The sequence below is a fragment of the Lentibacillus kimchii genome (assembly GCF_042666895.1).
Lineage (GTDB): Bacteria > Bacillota > Bacilli > Bacillales > Amphibacillaceae > Lentibacillus > Lentibacillus kimchii.
This window is the reverse complement of sequence record NZ_JBHTGR010000005.1, coordinates 122,851-145,846: the sequence shown is the minus strand read 5'-3', so window position 1 is coordinate 145,846 and position 22,996 is coordinate 122,851. Positions and strand designations below refer to the sequence as shown.

Annotated in this window: 27 protein-coding genes; 18 read left to right on the top strand and 9 right to left on the bottom strand. The window is 43.2% G+C overall.

All coding sequences use genetic code 11. The features are described from left to right. Positions 1 to 56 precede the first annotated feature (56 nt). Positions 57 to 836 (top strand): cobalamin-binding protein, encoded by a 780-nt coding sequence (locus tag ACFQU8_RS03515; protein ID WP_382357786.1) that lies wholly within the window; start codon positions 57 to 59, stop codon positions 834 to 836. Positions 837 to 1,021: 185 nt separating this feature from the next. Here ACFQU8_RS03515 and nhaC read toward each other — a convergent pair whose 3' ends face one another. Continuing rightward, the gene (gene nhaC / locus ACFQU8_RS03510) at positions 1,022 to 2,392 is read right to left on the bottom strand and encodes a Na+/H+ antiporter NhaC (RefSeq protein WP_382357785.1); all 1,371 of its coding nucleotides are present in this window, start codon (positions 2,390 to 2,392) and stop codon (positions 1,022 to 1,024) included. A gap of 377 nt (positions 2,393 to 2,769) precedes the next feature. Here nhaC and ACFQU8_RS03505 point away from each other — a divergent pair, with 377 nt between their 5' ends. Further along, a complete protein-coding gene (locus ACFQU8_RS03505) occupies positions 2,770 to 3,498 on the top strand; it encodes an AzlC family ABC transporter permease (RefSeq protein WP_382357784.1) in 729 nt (242 codons plus the stop codon). After that, complete coding sequence (locus ACFQU8_RS03500) at positions 3,495 to 3,788, top strand: AzlD domain-containing protein (protein ID WP_382357783.1); 294 nt, start codon at positions 3,495 to 3,497, stop codon at positions 3,786 to 3,788. The genes ACFQU8_RS03505 and ACFQU8_RS03500 overlap by 4 nt, the downstream gene beginning before the upstream one ends. 80 nt (positions 3,789 to 3,868) lie before the next feature. Here ACFQU8_RS03500 and ACFQU8_RS03495 read toward each other — a convergent pair whose 3' ends face one another. Then, on the bottom strand, positions 3,869 to 4,735 hold the full coding sequence (locus ACFQU8_RS03495; RefSeq protein WP_382357782.1) for a cation diffusion facilitator family transporter: 867 nt from the start codon (positions 4,733 to 4,735) through the stop codon (positions 3,869 to 3,871). 225 nt (positions 4,736 to 4,960) lie between these two features. On the opposite strand from ACFQU8_RS03495, the gene ACFQU8_RS03490 reads away from it, so the two are divergent. The 5 genes from ACFQU8_RS03490 to ACFQU8_RS03470 all read left to right on the top strand — a co-directional run bounded on the left by ACFQU8_RS03490 (position 4,961) and on the right by ACFQU8_RS03470 (position 8,945). Further along, entirely contained in the window at positions 4,961 to 6,157 is a 1,197-nt protein-coding gene (locus ACFQU8_RS03490; protein ID WP_382357781.1) for an MFS transporter, read from the top strand. Between the two features lie 76 nt (positions 6,158 to 6,233). After that, the gene (locus ACFQU8_RS03485) at positions 6,234 to 6,467 is read left to right on the top strand and encodes an IDEAL domain-containing protein (RefSeq protein ID WP_382357780.1); all 234 of its coding nucleotides are present in this window, start codon (positions 6,234 to 6,236) and stop codon (positions 6,465 to 6,467) included. 150 nt (positions 6,468 to 6,617) lie between these two features. After that, complete coding sequence (fumC, locus tag ACFQU8_RS03480) at positions 6,618 to 8,003, top strand: class II fumarate hydratase (RefSeq protein ID WP_382357779.1); 1,386 nt, start codon at positions 6,618 to 6,620, stop codon at positions 8,001 to 8,003. Positions 8,004 to 8,158: 155 nt separating this feature from the next. Continuing rightward, positions 8,159 to 8,374 carry a small, acid-soluble spore protein, alpha/beta type gene (locus ACFQU8_RS03475; protein ID WP_382357778.1) on the top strand — a complete coding sequence of 72 codons (216 nt, stop codon included), beginning with the start codon at positions 8,159 to 8,161 and terminating at the stop codon, positions 8,372 to 8,374. A 208-nt stretch (positions 8,375 to 8,582) separates the two neighbouring features. Then, positions 8,583 to 8,945, top strand: a complete 363-nt coding sequence (locus tag ACFQU8_RS03470; RefSeq protein WP_382357777.1) for a YlbF family regulator — start codon at positions 8,583 to 8,585, stop codon at positions 8,943 to 8,945. Between the two features lie 68 nt (positions 8,946 to 9,013). Here the strand turns inward: ACFQU8_RS03470 and ACFQU8_RS03465 are convergent, their stop codons facing one another. After that, positions 9,014 to 9,196, bottom strand: coding sequence for a YhzD family protein (locus tag ACFQU8_RS03465; RefSeq protein WP_382357776.1), 183 nt, complete (start codon positions 9,194 to 9,196; stop codon positions 9,014 to 9,016). Positions 9,197 to 9,476: 280 nt separating this feature from the next. On the opposite strand from ACFQU8_RS03465, the gene ACFQU8_RS03460 reads away from it, so the two are divergent. The 3 genes from ACFQU8_RS03460 to ACFQU8_RS03450 all read left to right on the top strand — a co-directional run bounded on the left by ACFQU8_RS03460 (position 9,477) and on the right by ACFQU8_RS03450 (position 11,322). Continuing rightward, complete coding sequence (locus ACFQU8_RS03460; RefSeq protein WP_382357775.1) at positions 9,477 to 10,052, top strand: GbsR/MarR family transcriptional regulator; 576 nt, start codon at positions 9,477 to 9,479, stop codon at positions 10,050 to 10,052. A gap of 44 nt (positions 10,053 to 10,096) precedes the next feature. Continuing rightward, complete coding sequence (gene yhaM, locus ACFQU8_RS03455; RefSeq protein ID WP_382357774.1) at positions 10,097 to 11,044, top strand: 3'-5' exoribonuclease YhaM; 948 nt, start codon at positions 10,097 to 10,099, stop codon at positions 11,042 to 11,044. Between the two features lie 83 nt (positions 11,045 to 11,127). Next, a complete protein-coding gene (locus ACFQU8_RS03450) occupies positions 11,128 to 11,322 on the top strand; it encodes a sporulation YhaL family protein (protein ID WP_382357773.1) in 195 nt (64 codons plus the stop codon). A gap of 53 nt (positions 11,323 to 11,375) precedes the next feature. Here ACFQU8_RS03450 and ACFQU8_RS03445 read toward each other — a convergent pair whose 3' ends face one another. Further along, positions 11,376 to 12,293 (bottom strand): peptidylprolyl isomerase, encoded by a 918-nt coding sequence (locus ACFQU8_RS03445; RefSeq protein ID WP_382357772.1) that lies wholly within the window; start codon positions 12,291 to 12,293, stop codon positions 11,376 to 11,378. A 295-nt stretch (positions 12,294 to 12,588) separates the two neighbouring features. Between ACFQU8_RS03445 and ACFQU8_RS03440 the strand changes: the two genes are divergently transcribed. Next, positions 12,589 to 12,711 carry a hypothetical protein gene (locus tag ACFQU8_RS03440; protein ID WP_382357771.1) on the top strand — a complete coding sequence of 41 codons (123 nt, stop codon included), beginning with the start codon at positions 12,589 to 12,591 and terminating at the stop codon, positions 12,709 to 12,711. A 38-nt stretch (positions 12,712 to 12,749) separates the two neighbouring features. Here the strand turns inward: ACFQU8_RS03440 and ACFQU8_RS03435 are convergent, their stop codons facing one another. Beyond that, on the bottom strand, positions 12,750 to 13,295 hold the full coding sequence (locus ACFQU8_RS03435; RefSeq protein ID WP_382357770.1) for a DUF3267 domain-containing protein: 546 nt from the start codon (positions 13,293 to 13,295) through the stop codon (positions 12,750 to 12,752). A 172-nt stretch (positions 13,296 to 13,467) separates the two neighbouring features. Here ACFQU8_RS03435 and ACFQU8_RS03430 point away from each other — a divergent pair, with 172 nt between their 5' ends. From ACFQU8_RS03430 to ACFQU8_RS03415, 4 genes are all read left to right on the top strand, one after another. Continuing rightward, positions 13,468 to 13,809, top strand: coding sequence for a DUF1878 family protein (locus tag ACFQU8_RS03430; protein WP_382357920.1), 342 nt, complete (start codon positions 13,468 to 13,470; stop codon positions 13,807 to 13,809). Positions 13,810 to 14,239: 430 nt separating this feature from the next. Next, positions 14,240 to 15,454, top strand: a complete 1,215-nt coding sequence (locus ACFQU8_RS03425) for a quaternary amine ABC transporter ATP-binding protein (RefSeq protein ID WP_382357769.1) — start codon at positions 14,240 to 14,242, stop codon at positions 15,452 to 15,454. Beyond that, on the top strand, positions 15,447 to 16,277 hold the full coding sequence (locus ACFQU8_RS03420; protein WP_382357768.1) for an ABC transporter permease: 831 nt from the start codon (positions 15,447 to 15,449) through the stop codon (positions 16,275 to 16,277). Before ACFQU8_RS03425 ends, ACFQU8_RS03420 begins: the two co-directional genes overlap by 8 nt. Positions 16,278 to 16,376: 99 nt before the next feature. Beyond that, entirely contained in the window at positions 16,377 to 17,360 is a 984-nt protein-coding gene (locus ACFQU8_RS03415; RefSeq protein WP_382357767.1) for a glycine betaine ABC transporter substrate-binding protein, read from the top strand. A 322-nt stretch (positions 17,361 to 17,682) separates the two neighbouring features. Here ACFQU8_RS03415 and ACFQU8_RS03410 read toward each other — a convergent pair whose 3' ends face one another. The 3 genes from ACFQU8_RS03410 to ACFQU8_RS03400 form a co-directional block, all read right to left on the bottom strand. After that, positions 17,683 to 18,042 (bottom strand): YtxH domain-containing protein, encoded by a 360-nt coding sequence (locus tag ACFQU8_RS03410; protein ID WP_382357766.1) that lies wholly within the window; start codon positions 18,040 to 18,042, stop codon positions 17,683 to 17,685. Between the two features lie 135 nt (positions 18,043 to 18,177). Further along, positions 18,178 to 18,696 carry a tryptophan transporter gene (locus tag ACFQU8_RS03405; protein ID WP_382357765.1) on the bottom strand — a complete coding sequence of 173 codons (519 nt, stop codon included), beginning with the start codon at positions 18,694 to 18,696 and terminating at the stop codon, positions 18,178 to 18,180. Between the two features lie 194 nt (positions 18,697 to 18,890). Beyond that, positions 18,891 to 19,316, bottom strand: a complete 426-nt coding sequence (locus ACFQU8_RS03400) for an HIT family protein (RefSeq protein ID WP_382357764.1) — start codon at positions 19,314 to 19,316, stop codon at positions 18,891 to 18,893. 511 nt (positions 19,317 to 19,827) lie between these two features. Here ACFQU8_RS03400 and ACFQU8_RS03395 point away from each other — a divergent pair. Further along, entirely contained in the window at positions 19,828 to 20,571 is a 744-nt protein-coding gene (locus ACFQU8_RS03395) for an ABC transporter ATP-binding protein (protein ID WP_382357763.1), read from the top strand. After that, positions 20,564 to 21,790, top strand: a complete 1,227-nt coding sequence (locus ACFQU8_RS03390; RefSeq protein WP_382357762.1) for an ABC transporter permease — start codon at positions 20,564 to 20,566, stop codon at positions 21,788 to 21,790. Before ACFQU8_RS03395 ends, ACFQU8_RS03390 begins: the two co-directional genes overlap by 8 nt. Before the next feature lie 11 nt (positions 21,791 to 21,801). On the opposite strand, the gene ACFQU8_RS03385 is transcribed toward ACFQU8_RS03390, so the two are convergent. Beyond that, complete coding sequence (locus tag ACFQU8_RS03385) at positions 21,802 to 22,980, bottom strand: M20 metallopeptidase family protein (protein ID WP_382357761.1); 1,179 nt, start codon at positions 22,978 to 22,980, stop codon at positions 21,802 to 21,804. Between the last annotated feature and the right edge of the window lie 16 nt (positions 22,981 to 22,996).

The following is a 22,996-nucleotide window of genomic DNA, read 5'->3' as shown; positions in this document are numbered from 1 at the left end:
TTTTAGGCAGGGGTGGACGGCTTTAGGCATCTTTCCGGAAAGGAGAGGCGTTTTTTATGCGCGTTGTTTCGATTTGTCCCAGCAACACGGAAATTATGGATTATTTAGGTCAAACAGATTTACTGATAGGTGTTGATGATTATTCCGATTGGCCTGATGCTGTTCAGAACTTGCCAAGCCTCGGTCCCGACCTTTCCATTGATATGGATAAAGTGGCGGCATTATCGCCTGATTTGGTTCTGGCTTCTTTAAGTGTCCCCGGTATGGAAAAGAATATAGAAGCACTTGATGAGAAGGGACTGCCTTATCTGATACTGGACCCCAATTCACTGGCGGATATTGCAGATGATATTGCAAGCGTCGGGGCAGCTCTGGGGAAGACATCACTTGGGATCGACAGAGCAAAAGCTTTTCGACAGGAGGTGACGGCTTTTCGTGAGCGAGCTGCAGCAATAGAGCAGAAGCCATCCTTGTATTGGGAATGGTGGCCTAAACCGATTTTTACCCCTGGTGGGCGTAATTGGCTGACAGAAATCAGTCATCTTGCTGGCGCGGAGAATCTTTTTGCTGCTAAAGACGAAGCTAATGTTCAAACAACCTGGGAGGATGTGAGAGAACGAAATCCGGATGGTATTTGCATGGTGTGGGTTGGCGTGCAGGAAGCGAAAATGCGGCCGGATCATGTCCGCAGGCGCCCTGGATGGGATCAGATAACGGCCGTTAAACACAATCACATTTTTGTTCTTGAAGAGTCACTTTTCTGCCGGCCATCCCCCAGGTTGCTTGAAGGCCTGCGTCAATTGACAGCATTGCTGGAAGGAAAGGGTTGGGACTAGCTTAGGCTTTGCCGAAAAGCTTGCGGGTGCGGCGAGCACGAGGAGGCTCGCCAGTCATCCGCAGAAAGCGATTCCGGAGCGGCTTATTGCTCTAACTGTTCACGTCAGCTGTTCGTGTTCTAGTTGATAAAACTATTTTGTCCCATCCCTTTTTTAAGCTTTCAGAATATAAACCAGAACCTTCTTTAACCCTTATTTTTCAGTGCCTTGCCGCCAAACAACACTGTGATAACAGGACTCAAAAGGCAGAAGAACGCAAATGGCAAGTAGGTAAGAACCGGAACACCGAGAACTTCGGCGATAAAGACCCCACAGACACTCCAGGGCACCAGTGGGTTGATAACAGTACCAGCGTCTTCCAGCGTCCGGGCGAGCACCTTATTCGATAACCCTGTCTGCTGATAAACACTTTTGAATGTTTCACCCGTCAGCATAACGGACAGATATTGTTCCCCTATCAGCACATTGACGCCAAGTGCTGTAGCAGCCGTTGAGGCAATAATGGCCCGCACATTCTGCAGTTTTTGCTGGAAAGAAGCTAAAATGGCAGGGATAATGCCGGTCACAAACAGTAAACCTCCAAATCCGAGAGCGAGAATCACAAGTGAGATGGTGAAAAGCATACTGTTAATGCCGCCTTTGGTTAATAGCTCGTCAACGGGTCCGAAGCCTGTTGACGCGGTATAGCCATTGAACAGGATTCCCCATATCTCCGTCCAGGCGACCCCGCTTGTTATGCCCCCCAGTACAACAGCTATGACACTGCTGAGAGCAATTGATACAAAAGCAGGGATCCGGAAAATCGTTGCCAGAAAAAGAATGATCAGTGGGATCCATGATGTCCAATACATCAGTCCGGTATCTGCAAGACCTGATTTATAGGCATCTAAATCAGCAATCGTAACCGCCTCGCTGGGTGATAAAACGGCGAATAGAACAAACGAAATGACAAATGCCGGAATGGTTGTCAGTCCCATATGTTTAATATGGCTGAATAAATCCACTTGCACAACCGTTGATGCCAAGTTTGTTGTATCAGACAACGGCGACATTTTATCACCAAAAAACGCACCAGAAACAATGGCACCAGCTGTAATTGCCATGGATGCATCCATAGCACTGCCCATACCAATAAAGGCTACACCGATTGTGGCGGTTGTTGTCAGGGAACTGCCGAGTGATACACCAATAATCGCTGTTACGGCAAATACAATCGCATAAAACCATGTTCCGCCAACAAGTGAGAAACCGGTGTCGATCAGAATGGGAATCGTACCGCTGATCATCCAGCTGCTGATTAAAATTCCGATTAACAGGAACAGGAAAATCGCTGCCAAACCCGATTTAGCACCAGCAATCATACCTGCTTCAAGGTCCTGGAACGAAATTCTGCGCATGAGTCCATATGCTACCGTGAGCAGTAAAGCAAGCAGAATAGGGATGTGTGGTTCAGTTCCTAATCCAATAATAAAATAACTGATTAACCCAATTGTTAGAAGGAAGAATAAAACTGATTCAATCAAGGATGGTTGATACTTGGGCTGTACAGAAAACATACTTGAACGCCTCCTTTTAATAAATATAAAAAAACTCCGCCCCCATATAGGGACGAAGCATGACTCCGTGTTACCACCCTGTTTGATGAGCATCACATTAGTGTATACTCACCCGCTCGATACATTACCCGCGTTTATTCGAATGTGTATTTCGATCGCTGCCCTGCCAGGGATTTCACCATCCTCCCTGTCTCTATCGGCTGCTCGGACAGCATCTACTGCGCATTCACGGGTGCTTAATTCATCTGTAAGATTTGCCATGACTATACATGGTATGCTAAACATTTGTCAATGTTCATTTAACAAAAACATAACTTTTCCTTTATCAGAAAATAAGTTATAATAGTCTTAATTTTTAATGCAGAGGGGGCCTGAGCATGGATACAGACGTTACACCGGAACAAAAAACATCTTCTGCTAAACTGATGATTCAGAAAGGCATTGCCACAGGTTTTCCGATTATGCTCGGCTACCTGCCGATCTCGATTACCTATGGCGTGCTGGCCAAACAGTCGGGTATGACCATGCTGGAATTAGCGTTAATGAGTGTGATGGTTTTTGCAGGGGCGAGCCAATTGATGGCAGCCAATATGATCGCTGTGAGTGCCGGTGCTGCGGAAATTATCGTTGCCACATTCGTCCTGAATTTTCGTCAATTCGTGATGAGTTTATCATTTATGAACCGGTTGCGGAATTTTACATTGAAATGGAAAGTTCCTTTATCAATGGGGCTGACAGATGAAACATTTGCGGTATCCTCTCTTCATACGGAAAAGGCGGACATGAAAAAAGGGGGCTATTTCTATGCGGGCCTGATTCTTACGGCGTATGCCGCTTGGGTATTTGGTTCTATTTTGGGTGGTCTTCTCGGCGAAGTTATACCCGAGCAGTTAAGTCAAAGTATGGGGATTGCGCTGTATGCTATGTTTATCGGCCTTTTAATTCCATCGGTTAAAAAAGAGTGGCGCATTGGTCTGGTTGCCATATTGGCCATGCTGATTAATGCCATATGCAGTCAGTTTATGAGTGAAGGCTGGGCTATTGTATGCGGGACGGTGCTCGGCGGTTTGAGCGGTGTCGTTTTGCTGAAGGAGGATAGCGCATGATTTTAGCCATTATCATTGGTATGTCTCTTGTCACGATGTTACCGCGTATAATACCAGCGTTTATCGTGGATAAACTGCAGTTCCCTGACTGGGTGAACCGATGGCTGAACGCGATTCCTTATGCGGCCTTGGGTGCTCTGATTTTTCCGGGTATTTTGAGCGTGATACCAGAACGGCCGTATGTAGGTCTTTTAGGCGGCCTGGCGGCGGTAGCTCTGGCTTACTTGAGGGTTAATGTTGTCCTGGTTGTTATAGGCGCGATTGCAGCTGTGTTTTTATTGACGCTGTAAATGCCTGCCCATTTTATCTTGAATTAGAAGCTGTTCGGTGAGAGCCGGCAGCTTTTTTAATGCGTAACCTGAATCGTGATTTATTCATAAGGCTCAATATGGATCTGTGCATACGGAATATTGTATTGATCCTGCAGGAAACGTTCGATCTTTTCAGTTATAGCATGGCTCTCTTTAACATTTAAACTCGGCTCAACAAGGATCGTTACATCGATAAATGCTTGATTGCCATAAATTCTGCCTTTTACGTCAACCACTTTTTTCACTTCGGTCACATCTGCAATGCCTGCTTTGACTTGTTTAATCTTTGTTTCGTCAAATCCGTCCGTTAATGTATGAGTGGCGTCAACGAAAATGTCCCATGCTGTCTTACAGATAATAATGCCTACAATCAATCCGGCCAATGGATCAAGCCAGTAGATACCGAATTGAGCCCCTGAAATGCCAACAAAAGCACCAACGCTTACAAAGGCATCCGACCGATTATCCTTCGCTGCTGCGGAAAGGGAGCTGCTGCCGATTTTAGTGGCAAGTCGTCTATTGTAGAGATAGACACCATAGATCAGAAAAGCAGTCCCCAGTGCAGTCCAGCCTGTGAGCATACCAGGCTGAGCGGTTTTACCGGCTAAAACATTTTCAAATGATTCTGTAATAACTTGTATACCAACTGTAACAATAACGAAGGCGGCGAACAGTGAAGCGATTGTCTCAGCTCGATGATGGCCATAACGGTGGTCTGCATCAGGTGGTTTTCGGGATATTTTCAGACCGATCAGCACTGCAACTGAAGCAACCACATCGGTTGTGTTATTTAAACCATCCGCCCGCAATGCATCAGAATGGCCAACTGAAGCAATAATCAATTTAACGACGGCTAAAATGATGTACGTAATAATGCTTATCCAGGCACCTTTGTCACCCTGCTTAAAATCATTTGCCTGATCCATCTTAATGGCCTCCTGTTTTCATCAACTTTATCACGTGTATTATAGCCACAATAGTTTATCAAAGCCTGCAGCAGTGAGTCTAGAGAAACAGAAAGAGGCATCACCATCTAAATTGACCTGTCTAAATCATCTTGAGTTATGGCAAAAATTGCAGGAATAAAACGACGTGTTAAGCAAATATTAAAACCAGTAGTGATCAAATCGGTGTCAAAGGAGAAACGTATTATGCCTGATTCCAAAGAACAAGAAAAACGCTGGGCTGTTATAGCTTTATCAACTGTTCCGCTGATTATGACTCTGGGAAATTCCATGCTGATTCCGGTTCTGCCGGTAATGGAGCAAGAAGTGGACATTTCAAAATTACAGTCAAGTTATATTATTACCGTCTATTCTGTTGTCGCTATTTTTTTGATTCCTGTTGCAGGTTTTTTATCAGACCGATTTGGCAGAAAAGTCGTGATTGTACCTTCATTAATCATCACCGGTATTGGCGGATTAGCCGCCGCTCTCGCTTCACAGTTTATGGATAACCCATTTGTGGTTATTCTCCTGGGAAGAATCCTGCAGGGAATTGGTTCCTCAGGTGCTTTTCCCATTGTTATACCGCTTGTGGGCGACATCTTTAAAGATGATGAAGAAGCAAGTGCGACACTTGGAATTATCGAGACATCGAACACGATTGGGAAAGTGCTGAGCCCGATACTAGGAGCTGCACTGGCCGCGATCGTCTGGTACATGCCTTTTTACTCGATACCCGTATTTTGTGCTATCTCGACAATTATGGTTATGTTCATGATAAAAAGTAAAAGTGGCGAAGAGGAAAAAACAGAATTCAAAGAATATGTCGGGTTTATCAAAGATGCCATGAAAGAGCATGGCAAATGGCTGGTTGCTGTGTTTATCATTGGTGCCATCTTAATGTTTATTTTATTTGGCTTTCTGTTTTACTTATCAAGCATTCTTGAAGAAAAATACGGCTATGAAGGCATCTGGAAAGGTGTGCTGCTTGCCATTCCGTTATTGGCTTTATCGATTGCTTCCTTCATCACCGGGCATCAGATTAAAGATAATTTAAACGTTATGAAATGGGTAACTTTCACCGGTATTGTGTTAGCAGGGGCATCTGTGGCCGTTATCCCGCTTATGGATCATCCGATCTATTTGTTGGCGATCTTTCTTATTTGTGGAACTGGTATTGGTATGGCACTGCCTTGTCTGGATTCCCTGATTTCAACTTCATTAGAAAAGAATGTCCGGGGTGTCATTACATCACTGTATAGTGCTATGCGCTATGTTGGTGTAGCAGCAGGTCCGCCTGTTATTGCATTGATGATGAATTGGAATATTAGCTGGACGGCCAGTTTGCTGGCAATTTGTGCCCTTGTGGCCGGATTTCTGGGCTACCGGAATATTAAGCCTTAGACGCACAAAAATCGACCCTTGCAAATTTTCTCATTATTTAGGATAATGGGAAAAAGGAGCAAGGGGGAGTGTTCCATTGAAAAAGCAGAAGAGCATCTATCGGCTTTACCGGTATAGAGGGACAGCTAAACAAGCCAAGCGGCAAATGCCGTTTGAATGGCAATTAACGGCACAGCTTTTATTAGATGAACTATGTTTTACCTGGAATAAGCAAAGATTACAGGATGCGATTAATCACAGTCTTGATACGGGAAACCGGGATCGGTTTGAACAATTATGTGTTGCATACAGACATTTCGTCTGGGAATAAATTCCTCTTAAAAAGTCTCACCAGTGCTGGTGAGACTTTTTAAGATGCAATGCAGTAACGTTCATGCGATATGATTTTTGCTAACGCTCAATACTTTTATTTTGTTATAATATAGTCAGTTATTGTTTTACCAAAGGAGGCACTACGGATATGGACTACCGGATTGAAAAAGATACACTGGGAGACATGAAAGTCCCCGCCGATAAATATTGGGGTGCGCAGACGCAGCGGAGTAAAGAGAATTTTCCAATCGGCGGTGAAAAAATGCCTGTTGAAGTTACCCGGGCATTAGCAATTCTGAAAAAGGCTGCTGCTAAAGCGAATCATGAATTAGATTTAATGAGCAAGCAAAAGGCTGATGCGATTGGCTATGCTGCCGACCAAATTATTAGCGGCGAACTCGATGATCATTTCCCTCTGGTCGTCTGGCAGACCGGGAGCGGCACACAATCTAATATGAATGTTAATGAAGTGATTGCCCATGTCGGAAGTGAATGGCTGAAAGAGCAGGGAAGTGAGGAAACCCTGCACCCGAATGATGATGTCAATAAATCACAAAGTTCTAATGACACGTTTCCAACAGCCATGCATGTGGCGTTTGTTTTGAAGCTGGAAGATCAAGTTCTGCCGGCTGCCAAAACGCTGAAAGACACTTTGAAAGCGAAAATGGACGCTTTTCAGGAAGTTGTCAAGATCGGGCGTACGCACTTGCAGGATGCCACACCTCTGACGCTGGGACAGGAAATCAGCGGCTGGCACCGCATGCTGGAAAAGTCAGAAACGATGATCTCGGAGAACATCAAGTATCTGAAAGATTTAGCCATCGGCGGCACTGCAGTCGGGACAGGCCTGAATGCTCATCCGGACTTTTCGGAAGCCGTCACCAGAGCTATCAGTCAAGAAGCAGGCAAAACGTTTCAGTCAGCGCCTAATAAATTTCACGCCTTGACGAGCCATGATGATACGGTTCAGGTTCATGGTGCGCTAAAAGGACTGGCAGCTGATCTCATGAAAATCGCTAATGATGTGCGCTGGCTTGCAAGCGGGCCACGCTCAGGCATCGGTGAAATTACGATACCGGCAAATGAACCAGGCAGCTCAATCATGCCAGGTAAAGTTAATCCGACACAGCCTGAAGCCGTGACACTCGCAGCGACCCAAGTCATGGGAAATGATGCAGCTATTGGTTTTGCGGCTAGTCAGGGCAACTTTGAGCTGAACGTTTTCAAACCTGTCATTGCTTATAATTTCCTGCAGTCATGTCAGTTGCTGGCGGACAGCATGAGCTCGTTTAATGAGCGTTGCGTGCAGGGTATCGAACCGAATTATGAGCGTATTGATGACTTTTTGCGTAATTCCTTAATGCTTGTTACGGCTTTGAACCCGCATATTGGCTATGAAAATGCCGCGAAAATTGCTAAAAAAGCATTTGAGGACGATACGACGCTTAAGGAAGCGGCTGTTGAACTCGATTTGCTCACTGAAGAAGAATTTGAACAATACGTCAATCCTAAAGATATGACCCATCCGAACTAATGAAAAAGGCTGGGACAAACGTAATGTATTTTTATTATTTCACCTATGCCTTTGGTTTCAGTGCCTGCCCGCGCTATTAAACAACATTTACCAGTGGAATTCCATGATAAGTTTTCGAAACCTGTGAACAATAGTGTTTACAGGAGGTGATAAACATGGCTAACAACAACAGCAGCAGTTCAAACCAGCTGGTTGTCCCTGGCGCAGAGCAGGCTCTTAACCAGATGAAAACAGAAATTGCCCAAGAGTTTGGTGTTAACATGGGCGCTGATACGACATCCCGTGCCAACGGTTCTGTCGGCGGTGAAATCACGAAGCGTCTGGTTCAGTCAGCTCAGTCCCAATTTAATGGACAACAACAATCATATTAAATGGCTCCACAAGGGCTAATTCCCTTGTTCAGAAGAGGAAAGTCTTAGGCTTTCCTCTTCTTATGTTTTTTTCAGCCGTTTGGTAATTTTTACATTCAAAACTGTTTTATACATATCTTATGCAAGATAAGTGAAGCATCCTCTTTATAGTATACAGTGGTGGACACGTCTGTTATAGTGTGTTTAGACAAAATGAAGGAGGATTAGCGTGCCTAATATTTATGATAGTGCCTATGATTTAGAAAAGGCAATCCGTAACAGTGATGAGTTCACCAGGCTTAAACAGGCCTATGACGCTGTGATGGCGGATGAATCTGCTAAACAAATGTTTAATAATTTCCGGAATACCCAAATGGCTCTGCAGGAAAAGCAAATGCAGGGTGAGGAGATTTCTGAACAGGAAGTCGAAGAAGCCCAAAAAGTAGTGGAAACCGTGCAGCAGCACGATGATATTTCGAAATTAATGGAAGAAGAGCAGAATCTAAATGTCGTGATCAATGAAGTCAGCCAGATTATTACGAAGCCGCTTGAGGAACTTTACGGCAGTCCAGAAGAAGAGGCACAAGAATAAGCAACTCTAAGATCCCGCTGTGAATCATTGGTCAGCGGGATCATTCTATATCCAGTGCAAGCCCCGATTCACCTGTGAAACAGTATTAATTTGGCGTCTGGTGACACGCAGCGGTGGGTGTATTGACTGTATCCTTCGTCGTCAAGGCGTTTTTGGCCAATTGTTTTGGCCTCTTCGTTATTGGGTGCTTCGAATGATTCATCGAGCAGCTTCTCACCGGATTGTTCAAATACGGTTAAAAAATACGTCATATCGTTGTTCCTCTCCCTTCAAATCAAATGATGTCTAATGTCAACATACCATATCAGGCATACTGTAAGCGAATAATAATAGAACGTGCCTTCACTTTTTATATTTGCTAAAATGACACAGCGTTAGAATCACTGCCATATCAAGTCAATTCGCCGGATAATACGTCCATATTCTATTCGCATTCAGTCATTATTCATGATAAACTATCTTAAGATAAGTGACGGTGCCTTAAGTGGCTTCAGTCTATCGAATAAGCATTAAGCATATGGAGGGAGCCGAATGCCAAACAACCGCCAAACACCAACCGATCATGAAAGATATGAAGAAACGATTGAAAAGTACATTCAGGTTATCGCTAAAAATATGAACTTATATGGTATGACGACTTCTGTTGGGCGTTTATATGGTATTCTCTATTTTTCAGATGAACCAATGACCCTGGATGATATGCGTGATGAGCTGGAAATGAGCAAAACAAGTATGTCGACAGGTGTACGGGCCTTGTCGGATATGAAAATGGTTGAAACGACTTTCAAGCGGGGCATCCGAAAAGACTTGTACCGCTCTGAAGAGGACTGGTATAAGTCATTCACTTCTCTGTTTGGCAATCGCTGGCGTCATCATACCGAAACAAATATAGAAGAAACAAATGAGACGATAACCGAGCTGATAAAAATAAGAGAGCGCAACAGTGATCAAACGCTGCAGGCTAAAATCGACCGCGATCTGGAACGGCTCCGTTATGCAAAAGGCTACTATGAATGGTTGATGACATTTATTCAGGTCGTTGAATCAGGGGAGATTTTTGACTATATACCAAAAAATTCTGCAGAGACAAAATACGAAGATAATTAGACCTCAGCAGCTAATGATGTCTCAAAAAGGGGGAGCAATCAGGCTTGAAACAGGGGATAGAACATTACAGTGTTGGTGATGCATTTGATGACTTTATACTAATTAAATCAGCTTCACGCGGTATTACGAGTAATGGGAAGCCATTTTTAACACTGATTTTACGCGATACGACAGGTGAAATTGAAGCAAAGCTCTGGGATTCTACAAAAGAAGATGAAGATATCTTCTTACCAGAACAAATTGTGAGGATCTCAGGAGAAATCAATCAGTTCCGGGGTAAGCCGCAGCTGAAAATTTTTTCGATCCGGCTTTCTCAGCCGACAGATAATGTCCAGGTGGCTGACTTTATTGAAAAAGCACCGGTTGCACCGGAAACATTAATGGAGCGATTGACTAGTGCTATTTTTGAAATGACAAACCCGTCATTGCAGCGAATTGTCCGGGCCCTGGTTAAGAAATACCAGGAAAGCCTGCTGAGTTATCCGGCGGCTGCCAGGCACCATCATGCCTACGCCTCAGGTTTGGCTCATCACACGGTGAGTATGCTTGCAGTAGCAAAAGACCTGCACGACTTGTATCCGCAGACCAACAAGGATCTGTTGTATGCTGGGGTTATTTTGCATGATATGGGTAAAATAAAAGAACTTTCAGGTATGGTCACAACATCTTATACACTGGAAGGGAAACTGCTTGGTCATATCCCGATAATGGTTGAAGAGATTGGGCTTATGGCAAAGGAACTGGAAATTGAGGGCGAGGAAGTATTGATTTTACAGCACTTAATCCTTTCCCATCACGGAAAGGCAGAATGGGGCAGTCCCAAGATGCCTCTAATCCGGGAAGCGGAATTGCTGCATTTAATTGATCTGATCGATGCCAGAATGAATACATTAAATCGAGCACTGGACAAAGTGGAACCGGGGGAATTTACAGAACGGTTGTTCGGACTAGATAATCGGGCATTTTATAAACCAGCATTTGAAGAAAAATAAAGCACACTGATCCACATCCAGAACATATTTAAGCCTCGGTATTGCATATACATTAACTAAATGGATGGACAAGGGGGCTTATAATGATTCTTGGAGTGCCTTGGTGGGTATTTATGTTGATTATGTTCATTTTTTTAAGCGGCTATATGGCGTTTCGGGCGATGCGTGCAGAGCGCAGGCTTGAACAGCAGTATATCGAACAGGAAGGCATGGTTTATATTGACCGGATGGAACAGGAACGGCACGAAAAGCATAGACAGCGACAGCATATGTCCTGATCGTAACAAAAAGACGGCTGCGCCCATAAAGGGGTGTCAGCCGTCTTTTTGACTTAGTCTTTAGATTTTTGCTGTTTGTTGTCATCTTTTTTGAAAATGCCCTGCAGATCATCTGGTTTAATATTAACATCAGAATCCTCAATCAGCCCGTCTATCTTTTTCTGAAGCTGCTTGACGTCAACACGGCGATTAATAATGTTACGGCGTATCTTGTCTTTGTTATCCTCGAATGATCCGATATCCTTATCCTTATCACGCTTGTCCGTAACTTTTATAATGTTGTAGCCATAATCTGATTTGATAGGGTCACTGACTTTACCCCCATCCATGTTATAAGCAGCGTCCTCAATCGCAGGCGTCAGATCGCCAGCTGTAAAGTAGTCTAACTCACCGCTCTGCTGGGCGCCGCCTCCCTGACGTCTGCCACGTTGCGGTGTTTGTTTATCTGAGGTGTATTTTTCCATTAGATCATCGAAATTTTTACCGTTATCGAGTTTCTTTTCAACTTTCTTGGCTGTTTCTTCATCGTCCACTACAATATTTTTAGCTTTGATCTCGGTTTGCATCCGATTGTAGCGCTGTTTTAAATCGTCTTTTGTAATATCCATATCCTCTGCTGCCGCTTCCAGCTGCAGGAGGCTGAGTCTGATGGTATCACGATAGGCGTCTTCATCTTTGAAGCCCTGCTGCTGGAGAAACATGTCAAATTGATCACCTAATTGATCCTTTGTATCCTTTACTTGTGCATTCACGTCTTCATCTGAGACGTCATAATTATCTTCCAGCACTTTACGCGTCACCATTTGGCGCAAGACATCTGAGCCGGTTTTATCCTTCATCTGATCATAAAAATCCTGCTTGGTTATGTCTCCCGCACCTGTTTCAGCTACAACGTCCGAGCCACCGTCTGAACTGCAGGCTGACAATGTCAGGATGCTGGCTATACCGGCAGCAATGGCTAATTTCTTCATTTGTGTACACTCCTAATTAATAATAGTGTCTAAGTCATTTTTTAAATATAACATAGATAGCGGAAAAAATGGTGTAATTATTCATTTTATATTTTATACTGTCACATTCAGCACTTTGACATATGAGGATAGAAGTAAAATCAAAATCATAATATTAATTACGCGATACATGGAAGATTGCTTTTTGGCTTTCAACTCCATTTTCATGCAAAATTTATGTGTTAAGGAATTGAAAACTAACAAAACCAAAAGGGCATAAAATGGAAAAATTAATGTCAATGTCAAAACCCCCTTAATGAAATACCATGTCAATCCTATTCATACTGTATCAAAAGATGACTGGGATGAACAGTATAAATTACTTTCGGGCGGCGTGAAACAATACATGGTTATCGGTGTTCAGATGTACTTTTTATAACCTGTGTTGTATAATAAATAAACCAGTTTTAAACCGGTTTAGTCGTTCCTGTTTACGAGTATGACAATTTCATCTGAACTGTTTTCGATATAGGCATGTTTCGGCGATTTAGAAATATAAGCCATATATAAAATATCTTTAAACGACAAAGCGATATGGGCGGCTGTGAAGATAAGAAAGTATACATAATACGTACTAAACAGCCAGCTTCCCAGTATACCCGGAATGGTGATCAACAGCGTTGGCGCTGCTGTTGCTAATAAAGACGCTTTTTTTGTTAAATACTTTTTTGTATAATAGTTCGTGACAGGAAAAAAAATCATGTTTCGTTTATAAATCAGACGTGTCCGTTTATTTAATATCATTAAGGGCAGCATGTGCACGAATGTATGCATAGCGGGCAAAAAAAGAATTGCCAGAATGAACGGAATAATACCCGATTCATTTAAATTTGCTGTTCCATGCTTAACAGATAAGGGGATATAAAGAAATATGAACGTCAGCAGCCCAATTAATAAAGATTGCGAGTGCAGTCTGTTCATACCAAATTTTTTATCCAGATTGATGATTTTCCAGCAATTCATTGTGGATCCCCCCTTATATTGTCAGGAGCCTTTCAGTTCAATTTCCCTTAGAGATCATAATATGTTCCATTGTAAAAATCAATAGGTTATGTAAAAATAATATGATTTGTCATAGGTCTGGTAATGACTGCTATGACTGAGCTGAAGAAAAATGAATGCTGCGGATCTGGGGGTGTTATGGTTGGATGATACAGAAAAATTTGAAACCATTTATTTTCATCTTAAGCTGTTAGCGGAAACAATTGATTCAGAGACGTATCCATTCACAAAAATGATTGTCGAAAATCATTTAACCCGAAAGGAATACGAGGATCTTATGCAGCTTATCGCAAAGCTTCATGCTGAATACATAGTTCAAAAAGCGAGAGGATACCTGGACTTCTCCCCGCTTTTAGTGCATTTTGCTGGCATGCTGAATATAAAATTGGACCCGGATGCAGCCATTTACGCTCTGAAGCAGGAAGGCTATTATTCTTCTTTAATGGATGAATTTGTAAACGTATTGAAAAGATAATAACAATTTATGGAACAAATTATAATTGGTGCAGTTGGTTTCAGCCGGCATTAGACATCAGTATTAAATGCTTTAAGCCAGCATTTTATAGCAAATTAAAGGAAATGCAAGAAAAAACTCGTATATGTTGTTCAGCACAAACTGAACAAAAAATATGTACAAAATTGACGCTATTTAATAGTTGAAATAAAATTGTAATAGATTTATAGTTGTAAGGGTAGGCAGCGAGAGATCAGTTTTTTATTAAAGAATTAATCAGGTGATTTTTTATACTTTTGAACTGATAGAAAAGTTGCAGGATTTTTTAACCTCGTCGTTCAACTGTTAGGACTGGAAGAAATATGTCAAAAATGAATGGTTTTGTTTGGATATACATAGTTTCTTCACATTCAAACCAAAAAATTAAACACTGTTTAAGAGAGGTGAAAAAATGAGTAAAATTAAGGTTGACCGATTGACTAAAGTATTCGGCCGACGACCGAAACAAGCTATCAAATACCTTGATGAGAATAAATCGAAAGGTGAAATTCTTGATCTCACAGGTATGACAGTGGGTGTCAATCAGGCAACATTTGACGTTCAAGATGGGGAAGTCTTTGTTATCATGGGCTTATCCGGAAGCGGTAAATCCACACTTGTGCGTATGCTTAATCGTCTTATCGAGCCGACTTCTGGTGATGTATGGCTTGACGATGAGAACGTGACAAAAATGGATAAGGAAAGTCTGCGTAATATGCGCAGGAAAAAAATGAGCATGGTGTTTCAGAATTTCGCTCTCCTTCCGCATAAGTCAATTCTTAAGAACGCCGAGTATGGTTTAGAGGTTCAGGGCGTTGATAAAAATGATCGTGATCAAAAGGCACGTGATGCTTTGAATCTTGTAGGACTGGGCGATTATATGGATAAGTCTCCAAGTGAGCTTTCTGGCGGCATGCAACAGCGTGTTGGTCTAGCAAGGGCCCTTGCCAATGACCCGGAAATCCTTCTAATGGATGAGGCATTCAGTGCGCTGGATCCATTGATTCGTAAGGATATGCAGGATGAACTTATGGATCTGCAGCAATCAGTGCAGAAAACAATCATCTTTATCACGCATGACCTGAACGAAGCGCTTCGTATTGGCGACAGAATTGCTCTGATGAAGGACGGCGCTATTGTACAAATTGGTACGGCTGAGGAAATCCTGATGTCACCCGCCAACGATTATGTTGAGCGTTTTGTTGAAGATGTTGACCTCGCCAAAGTTCTTACGGCGGGCCATGTCATGAAACGTGCTGAAAGTGTCACAGTTGACCGGGGTCCAAATGTTGCCTTGAGATTAATGAGAGAAAGCGGCGTTTCTACGATTTATGTCGTCGATAAAAAACAAAAGCTCCTTGGCTATGTAACAGCAAATCAGGCAGCTGAAGTCGCTAAACAAGACAAGACGATGGAAGATATTTTAATATCCGATATCCCGAAAGTTTCTCCAGATACTTTATTGTCTGAGTTATTTGAACCAATGACGAATGATGCGGCACCATTGTCGGTTGTTGACGAATCCGGCAAGTTGCTTGGCATTGTTGTCAGAGGATCTGTTATTGGGGCACTTGCTGGCAATGATGAAGTGATAAATGGAAATGGGGGTGACGAGTCAAATGCCTGATACCATTTTTCCGCAGCTCCCATTAGGAGAATGGGTTGAGTCGTTTAAAAACTTTTTGACAGACACATTTGGTGTTGTGTTTGACACGATATCTGCCGTTCTGTCATTTATTACGGAGAATTTTGTTAGCTTACTGGAAGTACCGCCACCACTTGTGCTGATTATTATAATCGCTCTGCTCTCGTGGTGGGCTGTGAACTGGAAGATAGGTTTATTTGCTGTTATTGGTCTTGGCCTAGTTAATAACCTGGGTTATTGGCCTGAAATGATGGAAACACTTTCGCTTGTTCTTGTGTCGGTGGTTATTTCCATGCTAATAGGTATTCCCATTGGTATTTGGATGTCACAGAAAGATTCCGTTCAGGCGATTGTCACACCAATTCTTGACTTCATGCAGACTATGCCGGCATTTGTTTATTTGATTCCGGCAGTTGTGTTCTTCAGTCTTGGTATGGTTCCAGGTGTCATCGCGACAATTATTTTCTCAATGCCACCGACTGTGCGGCTGACAAACCTTGGTATCCGAGAGGTAGATGAAGAACTGATTGAAGCGTCTAACGCTTTTGGTTCAACGACAGGGCAAAGGCTGACAAAAGTTCAGATACCGCTGGGCATGACATCAATTATGGCAGGGGTTAATCAGACTATTATGCTGTCTCTGTCAATGGTTGTTATCGCTTCGATGGTCGGAGCACCAGGTCTTGGTACTGTTGTTTACCGGGCTGTTACCCAGGTAGATATTGGATCAGGCTTTGAAGGTGGTATATCGCTTGTTATTCTTGCGATGCTGCTTGACCGCGTGACCCAAGGGGTTAATAAATAGAAAGATGTCTGCGGACGATCCATCCAGAGCATTGTATGCTAAGCAGGATGGATCATCCGAGAACATATATATTACTAAGATTTAGGGGGAATATTTCTTATGTTTAAGAAATTTAGATTGTTAGGCTTAGCTGCAGCTCTTGTTCTGGCTATTACGCTTGCAGCATGTGGCGATGATTCAAACGAGGAAAGCTCTTCTTCAGATGGCAGCGATGAGTCAACTGAGGACAGTGGCGACGACGCAAGCAGCGATGGCACTAAGCTTGGCGGGAAAGATATCACACTGCCGTATGTAGCGTGGGCTGGTTCTACAACCCGTACGCCAATACTCGCAAATGTGCTTGAAGACGTTGGCTATAACGTTGACGTAAAACAGGTTGAAGCTGGTCCAATGTGGACAAGCACAGCAGATAATAAAAATACGTTTAACGCAACAGGCTGGCTGCCGGCAACTCACGGTGACTACCTGGATCAATATAGTGATAAAGTTAAAGTTTATGAGGAAGACAGTTTAGTTGAACAGGCACCACTTGCTTTGACTGTTCCTTCTTATATGGAAGATGTTAATTCGGTTAAAGACCTCAAAGGCAATGATGAACTTGGCGAAAAAGTTGACTGGGAAATCATCGGCATCGACCCAGGCGCTGGCATCATGCAGAACACCGAAAAAGCACTTGAAAACTATAGCTTAGACAATTGGGAACTTACGTCCAGCTCTGAATCCGCTATGCTTTCCGAACTGCAAACTAAAATAGAAAACGAAGAGCCAATCGTTGTACCTCTTTGGAAGCCACATTGGATTTTCGCTGACCTTGATCTAAAAATGCTTGAGGATCCAGACGACGTCTATGGTGGTGCAGGTGACAAGATTCAGCTTGTCTTTAACAAAGGATTCGAAGATGCCCACCCTGCAGCTTATAAAATTGCGACCCGCTTCGCTGCAGATTGGGGTGAAGAAATCGAAAACGAATATATGGCACCGATCTTTGTTGATGACAAAGATGCCGAAAAAGTTGCCGATCAATTTATGGACGAAAATGGCGACTTAGTCGAGAAATGGGAAGAAGGCATTGCTGCTGAGTAAAAGCTTATAGGGCAATTCCTTCCGTAAATTAAAATAATAAGCGTGGCGTCCACCATGAAAAATGATAAGGATGCCACGCTTGTTTTATAGTTAATCGCCGAATTTATTTTTTGGACAGATGCCCTGAAATGTAGGGATACTGGTATGGAAGCTTATCCTATTATTATGATAATGGTGCAAACTAAAAATGGTTTCAATCCGTAAAAGACGAATTGAAACCATTTTATACTGCTCTATGTCGCAGCCATTTTTTGCAGGCTCCTAGACGCATTCAGATACGCTTGGATAATGTGCGTATTAGGTATAACGAATTTATTCAGAACTACGACTGACGGACCTTATTTTCCAAGTCAGTTATGCTGGATTCAAGCTGTTCCAGATATTCCTGCATATTCTCCTGGTGAGGTTCGATTGTTTTTTTCCACTCTTCCACGGATTTTTTCATTTCCTGTGTTAAATCCTTAGCAAGAAAGGCACCTTCTTTGGATGTCTTGGTGAGCTGATTACTTAATGTTAAACCACGGTCTTTTAGCTTCTTAATCTGAAACATGAAATTGGAACCTTGTTGTTTGACACGGCCCCGCATGCCAGTGCCTGCTTCAGGTGTGGTTAATAAAGCTGCTCCTGCGCCTATGGCAGTCCCTGTTAGAAACCCTAAAAATAATGATTTGTTATTGGCCATGTGTCGAACACTCCTTCCAGTAATTCTTATACGTGTTTCGTTTCTCCTTCACAACGTTTAATCAAGTAACAAAAGGCTAAAAAAACTCTGACAGAATGGATGTGCCAGAGGATTACTGTAACTAGTCATCGTGTTTTAAATGGTGGTTAATTGTGTCTGTTTTAGAATGTTTTGGACAATTGGATAGACGATCATCATAAATGCTGTATTCAGGACTGCTGCCGGAAGTACAATGGATACAAATAAAATTGGAAATGCGCCGTCCATTAAACCGACTATATAAAGAGCTGCAGTCAAAAATATTGAGCCGCTGATCATCGTACCGACAGCCGTTAATACAGGAACGCTAAACGTATTATTTAACCGATTTTGAATGAGCAGTAATAGCCCTAAGAAAAGCAGGCCTGTGATCGGCTTATCAATGACGTTGGCAATCTGACCGCCTGGTGTTTGGGTTGTCAGCGCGGAAATAAATGCCGCAGCCATTGATACGACAAGCGTATACTTCAGCCTGGGAAACAGCATAATGCCCAAAAACATCATAGAGAGCAGCATGTCAGGTTTCATTCCATAAAAGAAAGGCGGAATGATAAAGTGTAACACTGCTCCAATCCCCATAAATAATGATAGAAGCACTAAAACTCTCGTATTCATTTTTATCTCTCCTCTTCTAAGCTAAGCTAGAGCCTTAAGGATGTAAATGATTATACTTTATATTCAAATGCAACCTTTGGCGTATTGTCTTCCAACTGTGCTTCTTCGCCAGCTGCGAAAACGTAGTTTCATTATAACAGATTGACAAACAGATAAACAGCCGTCAATTTTCCTAATTTTAGTGTAAATGGTGACTACAATTCACTTCCGATTGTTTGGGCTATTGTTTGCAGATCATCTTGCGAATAATTATTGGCATGAACCTGCCAGTTCGATGAAAAGCCATCATTTTCATCATAACGTGGAAGCAAATGGATGTGCAGATGGAATACAGACTGATCAGCTATTTTCTCGTTATTATTTAGTAAGTTCATGCCTGCTGGGTGGTAGGCCCTTTTAATGGCGTTAGCTATTGCTGGAACGCGTTCAAATAATTTACCGGCGACATCCGGAGGTGTTTCATAAATGTTTTGGGTATGTGTTTTGGGTACGACCAGCGTATGTCCCTTTGTCACTTGACTGATATCCAAAAATGCGTAGACATTCTCATCCTCATATACCTTCGCTGATGGAATATCTCCATTGATGATTTTGCAAAAGATACAATCCTCATGATCCATGCCAATCACTCCCTATGTATGTATTTCATTCATTGTATAAAGAAACAGGCTGATAAGTAAAGTAAAGCAATTTATTTGACGCCACTCCATACACTAAAAACAGGCCGGGATTAAGAGTGATCCGGCCTGTTAATAACAAGCAAGAGACGGACAGACATCTGTCATGTTGGGGACTTTGTGTGATCGTTACACAGTCCAAAGTGGTGATAAACCATTAAGTCGGCATTCCTTAACAGAGATATCCGGCAAAAAGGTTTATACAATAGATGGTTTTCAAGATTGGTTTACAGCGTTATACTTACGCTTATCCTGAGTTCAATCATCTGATTATCGAACACAAACACCTCGTTTTGGATCGTGCGATAATAGCTGATTCTGTTCCTTCTCTTGCTTCATAATTAGTATTAACGGCCAATGCGCATATATACTCGTTTTTGTCGAAGAGTTTTTTTGGCAACGTCCATTAAACGTGGTAAACTTTTAGTGAAGTGGATTTTTGGGAGGAACGCTTGTGGAATCTTTGTTGCATATAGCCGATTTACATGGCGGCTATACCCATAAAAATGTGCTGCACGGCATTTCACTGGATGTATTTCCAGGCGAAATCGTTGGGTTAATCGGTCTCAATGGTGCCGGGAAAAGCACGACGATTAAACATATTATAGGTTTAATGCAGCCCAAAAAAGGGCGTGTTTCGGTTAATGGTCAAACGTTTTCGGAAAATCCGAATACATACCGGCGTCAAATCGCCTACATTCCGGAAATGCCGATATTATACGATGAACTGACACTGTATGAGCATTTGCAGTTGACAGCGATGGCCTATGATATCCCGGAAGATGTGTTTGAAAAACGCCTTACACCGCTTCTGAAGGAGTTTCGGATGGAAAAACGGCTGAAATGGTTTCCAACGCACTTTTCGAAGGGAATGCGTCAAAAGGTCATGATTATGTGTGCGTTTTTGATCGAACCGCCGCTGTACATTGTGGACGAACCATTCGTCGGACTTGATCCCCTTGGTATTAAGTCATATCTTGAATTAATGGACGGTATGAAAGCAGAAGGATCAGGTGTGCTGATGTCAACACATATTCTGGCCACAGCGGAACGGAATTGCGACCGGTTTGTCATTTTACATGATGGAGGCATCCGAGCGATCGGTACGCTGGAGAGTTTGCGCAGGGACTTTAACATGCCGGGTGCGACACTGGACGACTTATATGTGGAGCTCACAAAGGAAGATAGCCATGTTTAATTCTCATCGCTTCTTTAAACAGCGGCTCGCGTCTCATGTTAAAGAACTGAGCCGTTATCTGCGCTATATTTTTAACGGGCATATTGCGTTTGCGATGCTGTTTTTTGTTTCGGCGGGTGCCTATTATTACCGGCAATGGCTGGAAGAACTGCCAGAAGGCTTTCCAACAGCTCTGATTATCGGTGTTACATTCGGCCTGCTTGTGAGCCATAGTCCTGTACGCACATTGGTGAAAGAACCGGATCTGGTTTTTCTGATTGCAGCGGAACATAGAATGGGACCATATTTCCGTGATGCCATAATCTACAGTTTCGTCGTACAGCTTTACGTGATCTTTCTGGCCGGTGCGATGTTTGGCCCGCTTTATTTTGCGTCGTTTCCAGACCGTGCCGGTGATGCGTACTTGGGAACATTGTTTGTGATGCTGATTCTAAAAGCCGGCAATTTAATTGCGAACTGGTGGATGCTGAAAATCCGGGAGCCTGAATTGCGGCTGACGGATCAGATTATCCGCGTTTTGCTGAATGTGGCCGTGTTTTACTGTCTGGTACAAGGTGCGATGCTATGGGCCGGCATCACGACAGTGTTGTTTGCACTCATATTTTTATATGATTTAACGATTTCCCGTAAACGGGCTGGTGTCGTTTGGGATATGCTTGTGGAGAAAGACCGCAGTCGCATGCAGACATTTTACCGTGTGGCTAACATGTTTACAGATGTGCCCCATTTAAAAAATCAGGTTAAACGCAGACAGTGGCTCGTGTCGCTTGTCAGCCGGGTGCCGCTTGTCCAAAGCCGGACATTTGATTATTTATACCGGATCTCGTTTGTTCGCAGTGGTGATTATCTGGGGATTTACGTACGGCTGATTATTATTGGAGGATTAATCATTTATTTTGTGCCTAATATGTGGATGAAATTGCTCTTTGCTCTGCTCTTCGTCTACATGAGCAGTTTTCAGCTGATGACACTGTATCACCAGCACAGAACGAATATGTGGCTTGATCTTTATCCGGTCAGTCTGGCTGTTAGGCAAGACTCCTTTTTAAAATTGCTGTTCCAGCTGACAGGCATCCAGACGGTTCTGTTTACGCTTCTGTTTTTACTGATGCAGGAATGGGGCAGTATGGTCATCATACTGGCAGGCGGTACGGTGTTTAATTACGTGTTCACTAAGGGCTATGCAAGGCGAAAAATTAGTGCAGGCACAAAAGGCTGATCTTTATAGGATCAGCCTTTTGCCTGTGTTTGGGCCTGATAGGCGAAGTAGGCAGCGATCAGTGTTTTGGCAGCGACTGGAATAGCTCTCTCGTCAATATCAAACATCGGATGGTGGTGAGGGTATCCCTCTTTTTTGGCACCTGTGAAAAAATAGGCGCCCGGTTTTGCTTGCGTGTAGTAGGCAAAGTCCTCGCCGGCCATAACGGGCTGTATTTCCTCGGAAGTATGAATGTCGTCAACCTGTTTAGATGCCTCAAGAACTAGTTCTGCCTCCTGGGTGTTGTTAACGAGCGGTGGATACCCTTTGTCGTAGTCAAATGTATAGGAAGCGTCGTTGGCAATACAGGTCCCTTGAATGACTTTCTCCATTTCTTCAATTATCTGTTCCTGAACGTCCAGCTGCAGATAACGAACTGTACCTACGAGGCGTGCTTTATCGGCAATAACGTTAAAGGCGCTGCCGGCTTCAAACTGACCAATTGAGATAACGGCAGTTGACAGCGGATCCAGCCGTCTGGAGACGATTTCCTGCAGCTGTGAAACAAGTCGTGATCCAATTGTGATCGCATCTTTTGTCTGATGCGGGTAGCCGCCATGTCCGCCTTGGCCTTGAATCGTTATTTCAAAACGATCCGGTCCGGCCATGAAAGTATCTTTTGACGTCTGCAGGACGCCGAATGGTGTTGTTGCCCACAAATGCGTTCCGAAAACAGCATCCGCCTTATCAAGCGCACCGGATTCGATGATAGGCTGTGCTCCGCCTGGTGCATATTCTTCTGCATGCTGATGTAAAAACAAAATCGTTCCTGGCAAATCATCCTGAAACGCGGTCATGACTTTGGCAAGCGTTAAGAGTGAGGCCGTATGTCCGTCATGTCCGCATGCGTGCATGACGCCATCTATTTTTGACTTATAGGGCACATCTTTTTCATCCTGGATTGGCAGAGCGTCAAAATCAGCACGAAGGGCAACCACTTTTCCCGGTTTGCCGCCTTCAAGAGTTGCTATCACACCATTGCCACCGACGTTTTGCTGATATGGGATACCAAGTTCTTCATAAAAATCAGCAATGTACTGAGCTGTTTTGGTTTCCTGGAATGACAGTTCTGGATACTGGTGCAAGAAACGCCTGATTTCCACCATTTCCGGATATAGGTCATCCAGTTTGTTATGAATCGCCTTTAACACGTGAAGGCCTCCTTTA

Excerpts from the sequence above, each read along its gene's own strand:
- ACFQU8_RS03515 (WP_382357786.1), top strand. The coding sequence starts at position 57 with ATGCGCGTTGTTTCGATTTGTCCCAGCAACACGGAAATTATGGATTAT.
- nhaC (WP_382357785.1), bottom strand. The coding sequence starts at position 2,392 with ATGTTTTCTGTACAGCCCAAGTATCAACCATCCTTGATTGAATCAGTT.
- ACFQU8_RS03505 (WP_382357784.1), top strand. The coding sequence starts at position 2,770 with ATGGATACAGACGTTACACCGGAACAAAAAACATCTTCTGCTAAACTG.
- ACFQU8_RS03500 (WP_382357783.1), top strand. The coding sequence starts at position 3,495 with ATGATTTTAGCCATTATCATTGGTATGTCTCTTGTCACGATGTTACCG.
- ACFQU8_RS03495 (WP_382357782.1), bottom strand. The coding sequence starts at position 4,735 with ATGGATCAGGCAAATGATTTTAAGCAGGGTGACAAAGGTGCCTGGATA.
- ACFQU8_RS03490 (WP_382357781.1), top strand. The coding sequence starts at position 4,961 with ATGCCTGATTCCAAAGAACAAGAAAAACGCTGGGCTGTTATAGCTTTA.
- fumC (WP_382357779.1), top strand. The coding sequence starts at position 6,618 with ATGGACTACCGGATTGAAAAAGATACACTGGGAGACATGAAAGTCCCC.
- ACFQU8_RS03475 (WP_382357778.1), top strand. The coding sequence starts at position 8,159 with ATGGCTAACAACAACAGCAGCAGTTCAAACCAGCTGGTTGTCCCTGGC.
- ACFQU8_RS03465 (WP_382357776.1), bottom strand. The coding sequence starts at position 9,196 with ATGACGTATTTTTTAACCGTATTTGAACAATCCGGTGAGAAGCTGCTC.
- ACFQU8_RS03460 (WP_382357775.1), top strand. The coding sequence starts at position 9,477 with ATGCCAAACAACCGCCAAACACCAACCGATCATGAAAGATATGAAGAA.
- ACFQU8_RS03450 (WP_382357773.1), top strand. The coding sequence starts at position 11,128 with ATGATTCTTGGAGTGCCTTGGTGGGTATTTATGTTGATTATGTTCATT.
- ACFQU8_RS03445 (WP_382357772.1), bottom strand. The coding sequence starts at position 12,293 with ATGAAGAAATTAGCCATTGCTGCCGGTATAGCCAGCATCCTGACATTG.
- ACFQU8_RS03440 (WP_382357771.1), top strand. The coding sequence starts at position 12,589 with ATGAAATACCATGTCAATCCTATTCATACTGTATCAAAAGATGACTGG.
- ACFQU8_RS03435 (WP_382357770.1), bottom strand. The coding sequence starts at position 13,295 with ATGAATTGCTGGAAAATCATCAATCTGGATAAAAAATTTGGTATGAAC.
- ACFQU8_RS03425 (WP_382357769.1), top strand. The coding sequence starts at position 14,240 with ATGAGTAAAATTAAGGTTGACCGATTGACTAAAGTATTCGGCCGACGA.
- ACFQU8_RS03420 (WP_382357768.1), top strand. The coding sequence starts at position 15,447 with ATGCCTGATACCATTTTTCCGCAGCTCCCATTAGGAGAATGGGTTGAG.
- ACFQU8_RS03415 (WP_382357767.1), top strand. The coding sequence starts at position 16,377 with ATGTTTAAGAAATTTAGATTGTTAGGCTTAGCTGCAGCTCTTGTTCTG.
- ACFQU8_RS03410 (WP_382357766.1), bottom strand. The coding sequence starts at position 18,042 with ATGGCCAATAACAAATCATTATTTTTAGGGTTTCTAACAGGGACTGCC.
- ACFQU8_RS03405 (WP_382357765.1), bottom strand. The coding sequence starts at position 18,696 with ATGAATACGAGAGTTTTAGTGCTTCTATCATTATTTATGGGGATTGGA.
- ACFQU8_RS03400 (WP_382357764.1), bottom strand. The coding sequence starts at position 19,316 with ATGGATCATGAGGATTGTATCTTTTGCAAAATCATCAATGGAGATATT.
- ACFQU8_RS03390 (WP_382357762.1), top strand. The coding sequence starts at position 20,564 with ATGTTTAATTCTCATCGCTTCTTTAAACAGCGGCTCGCGTCTCATGTT.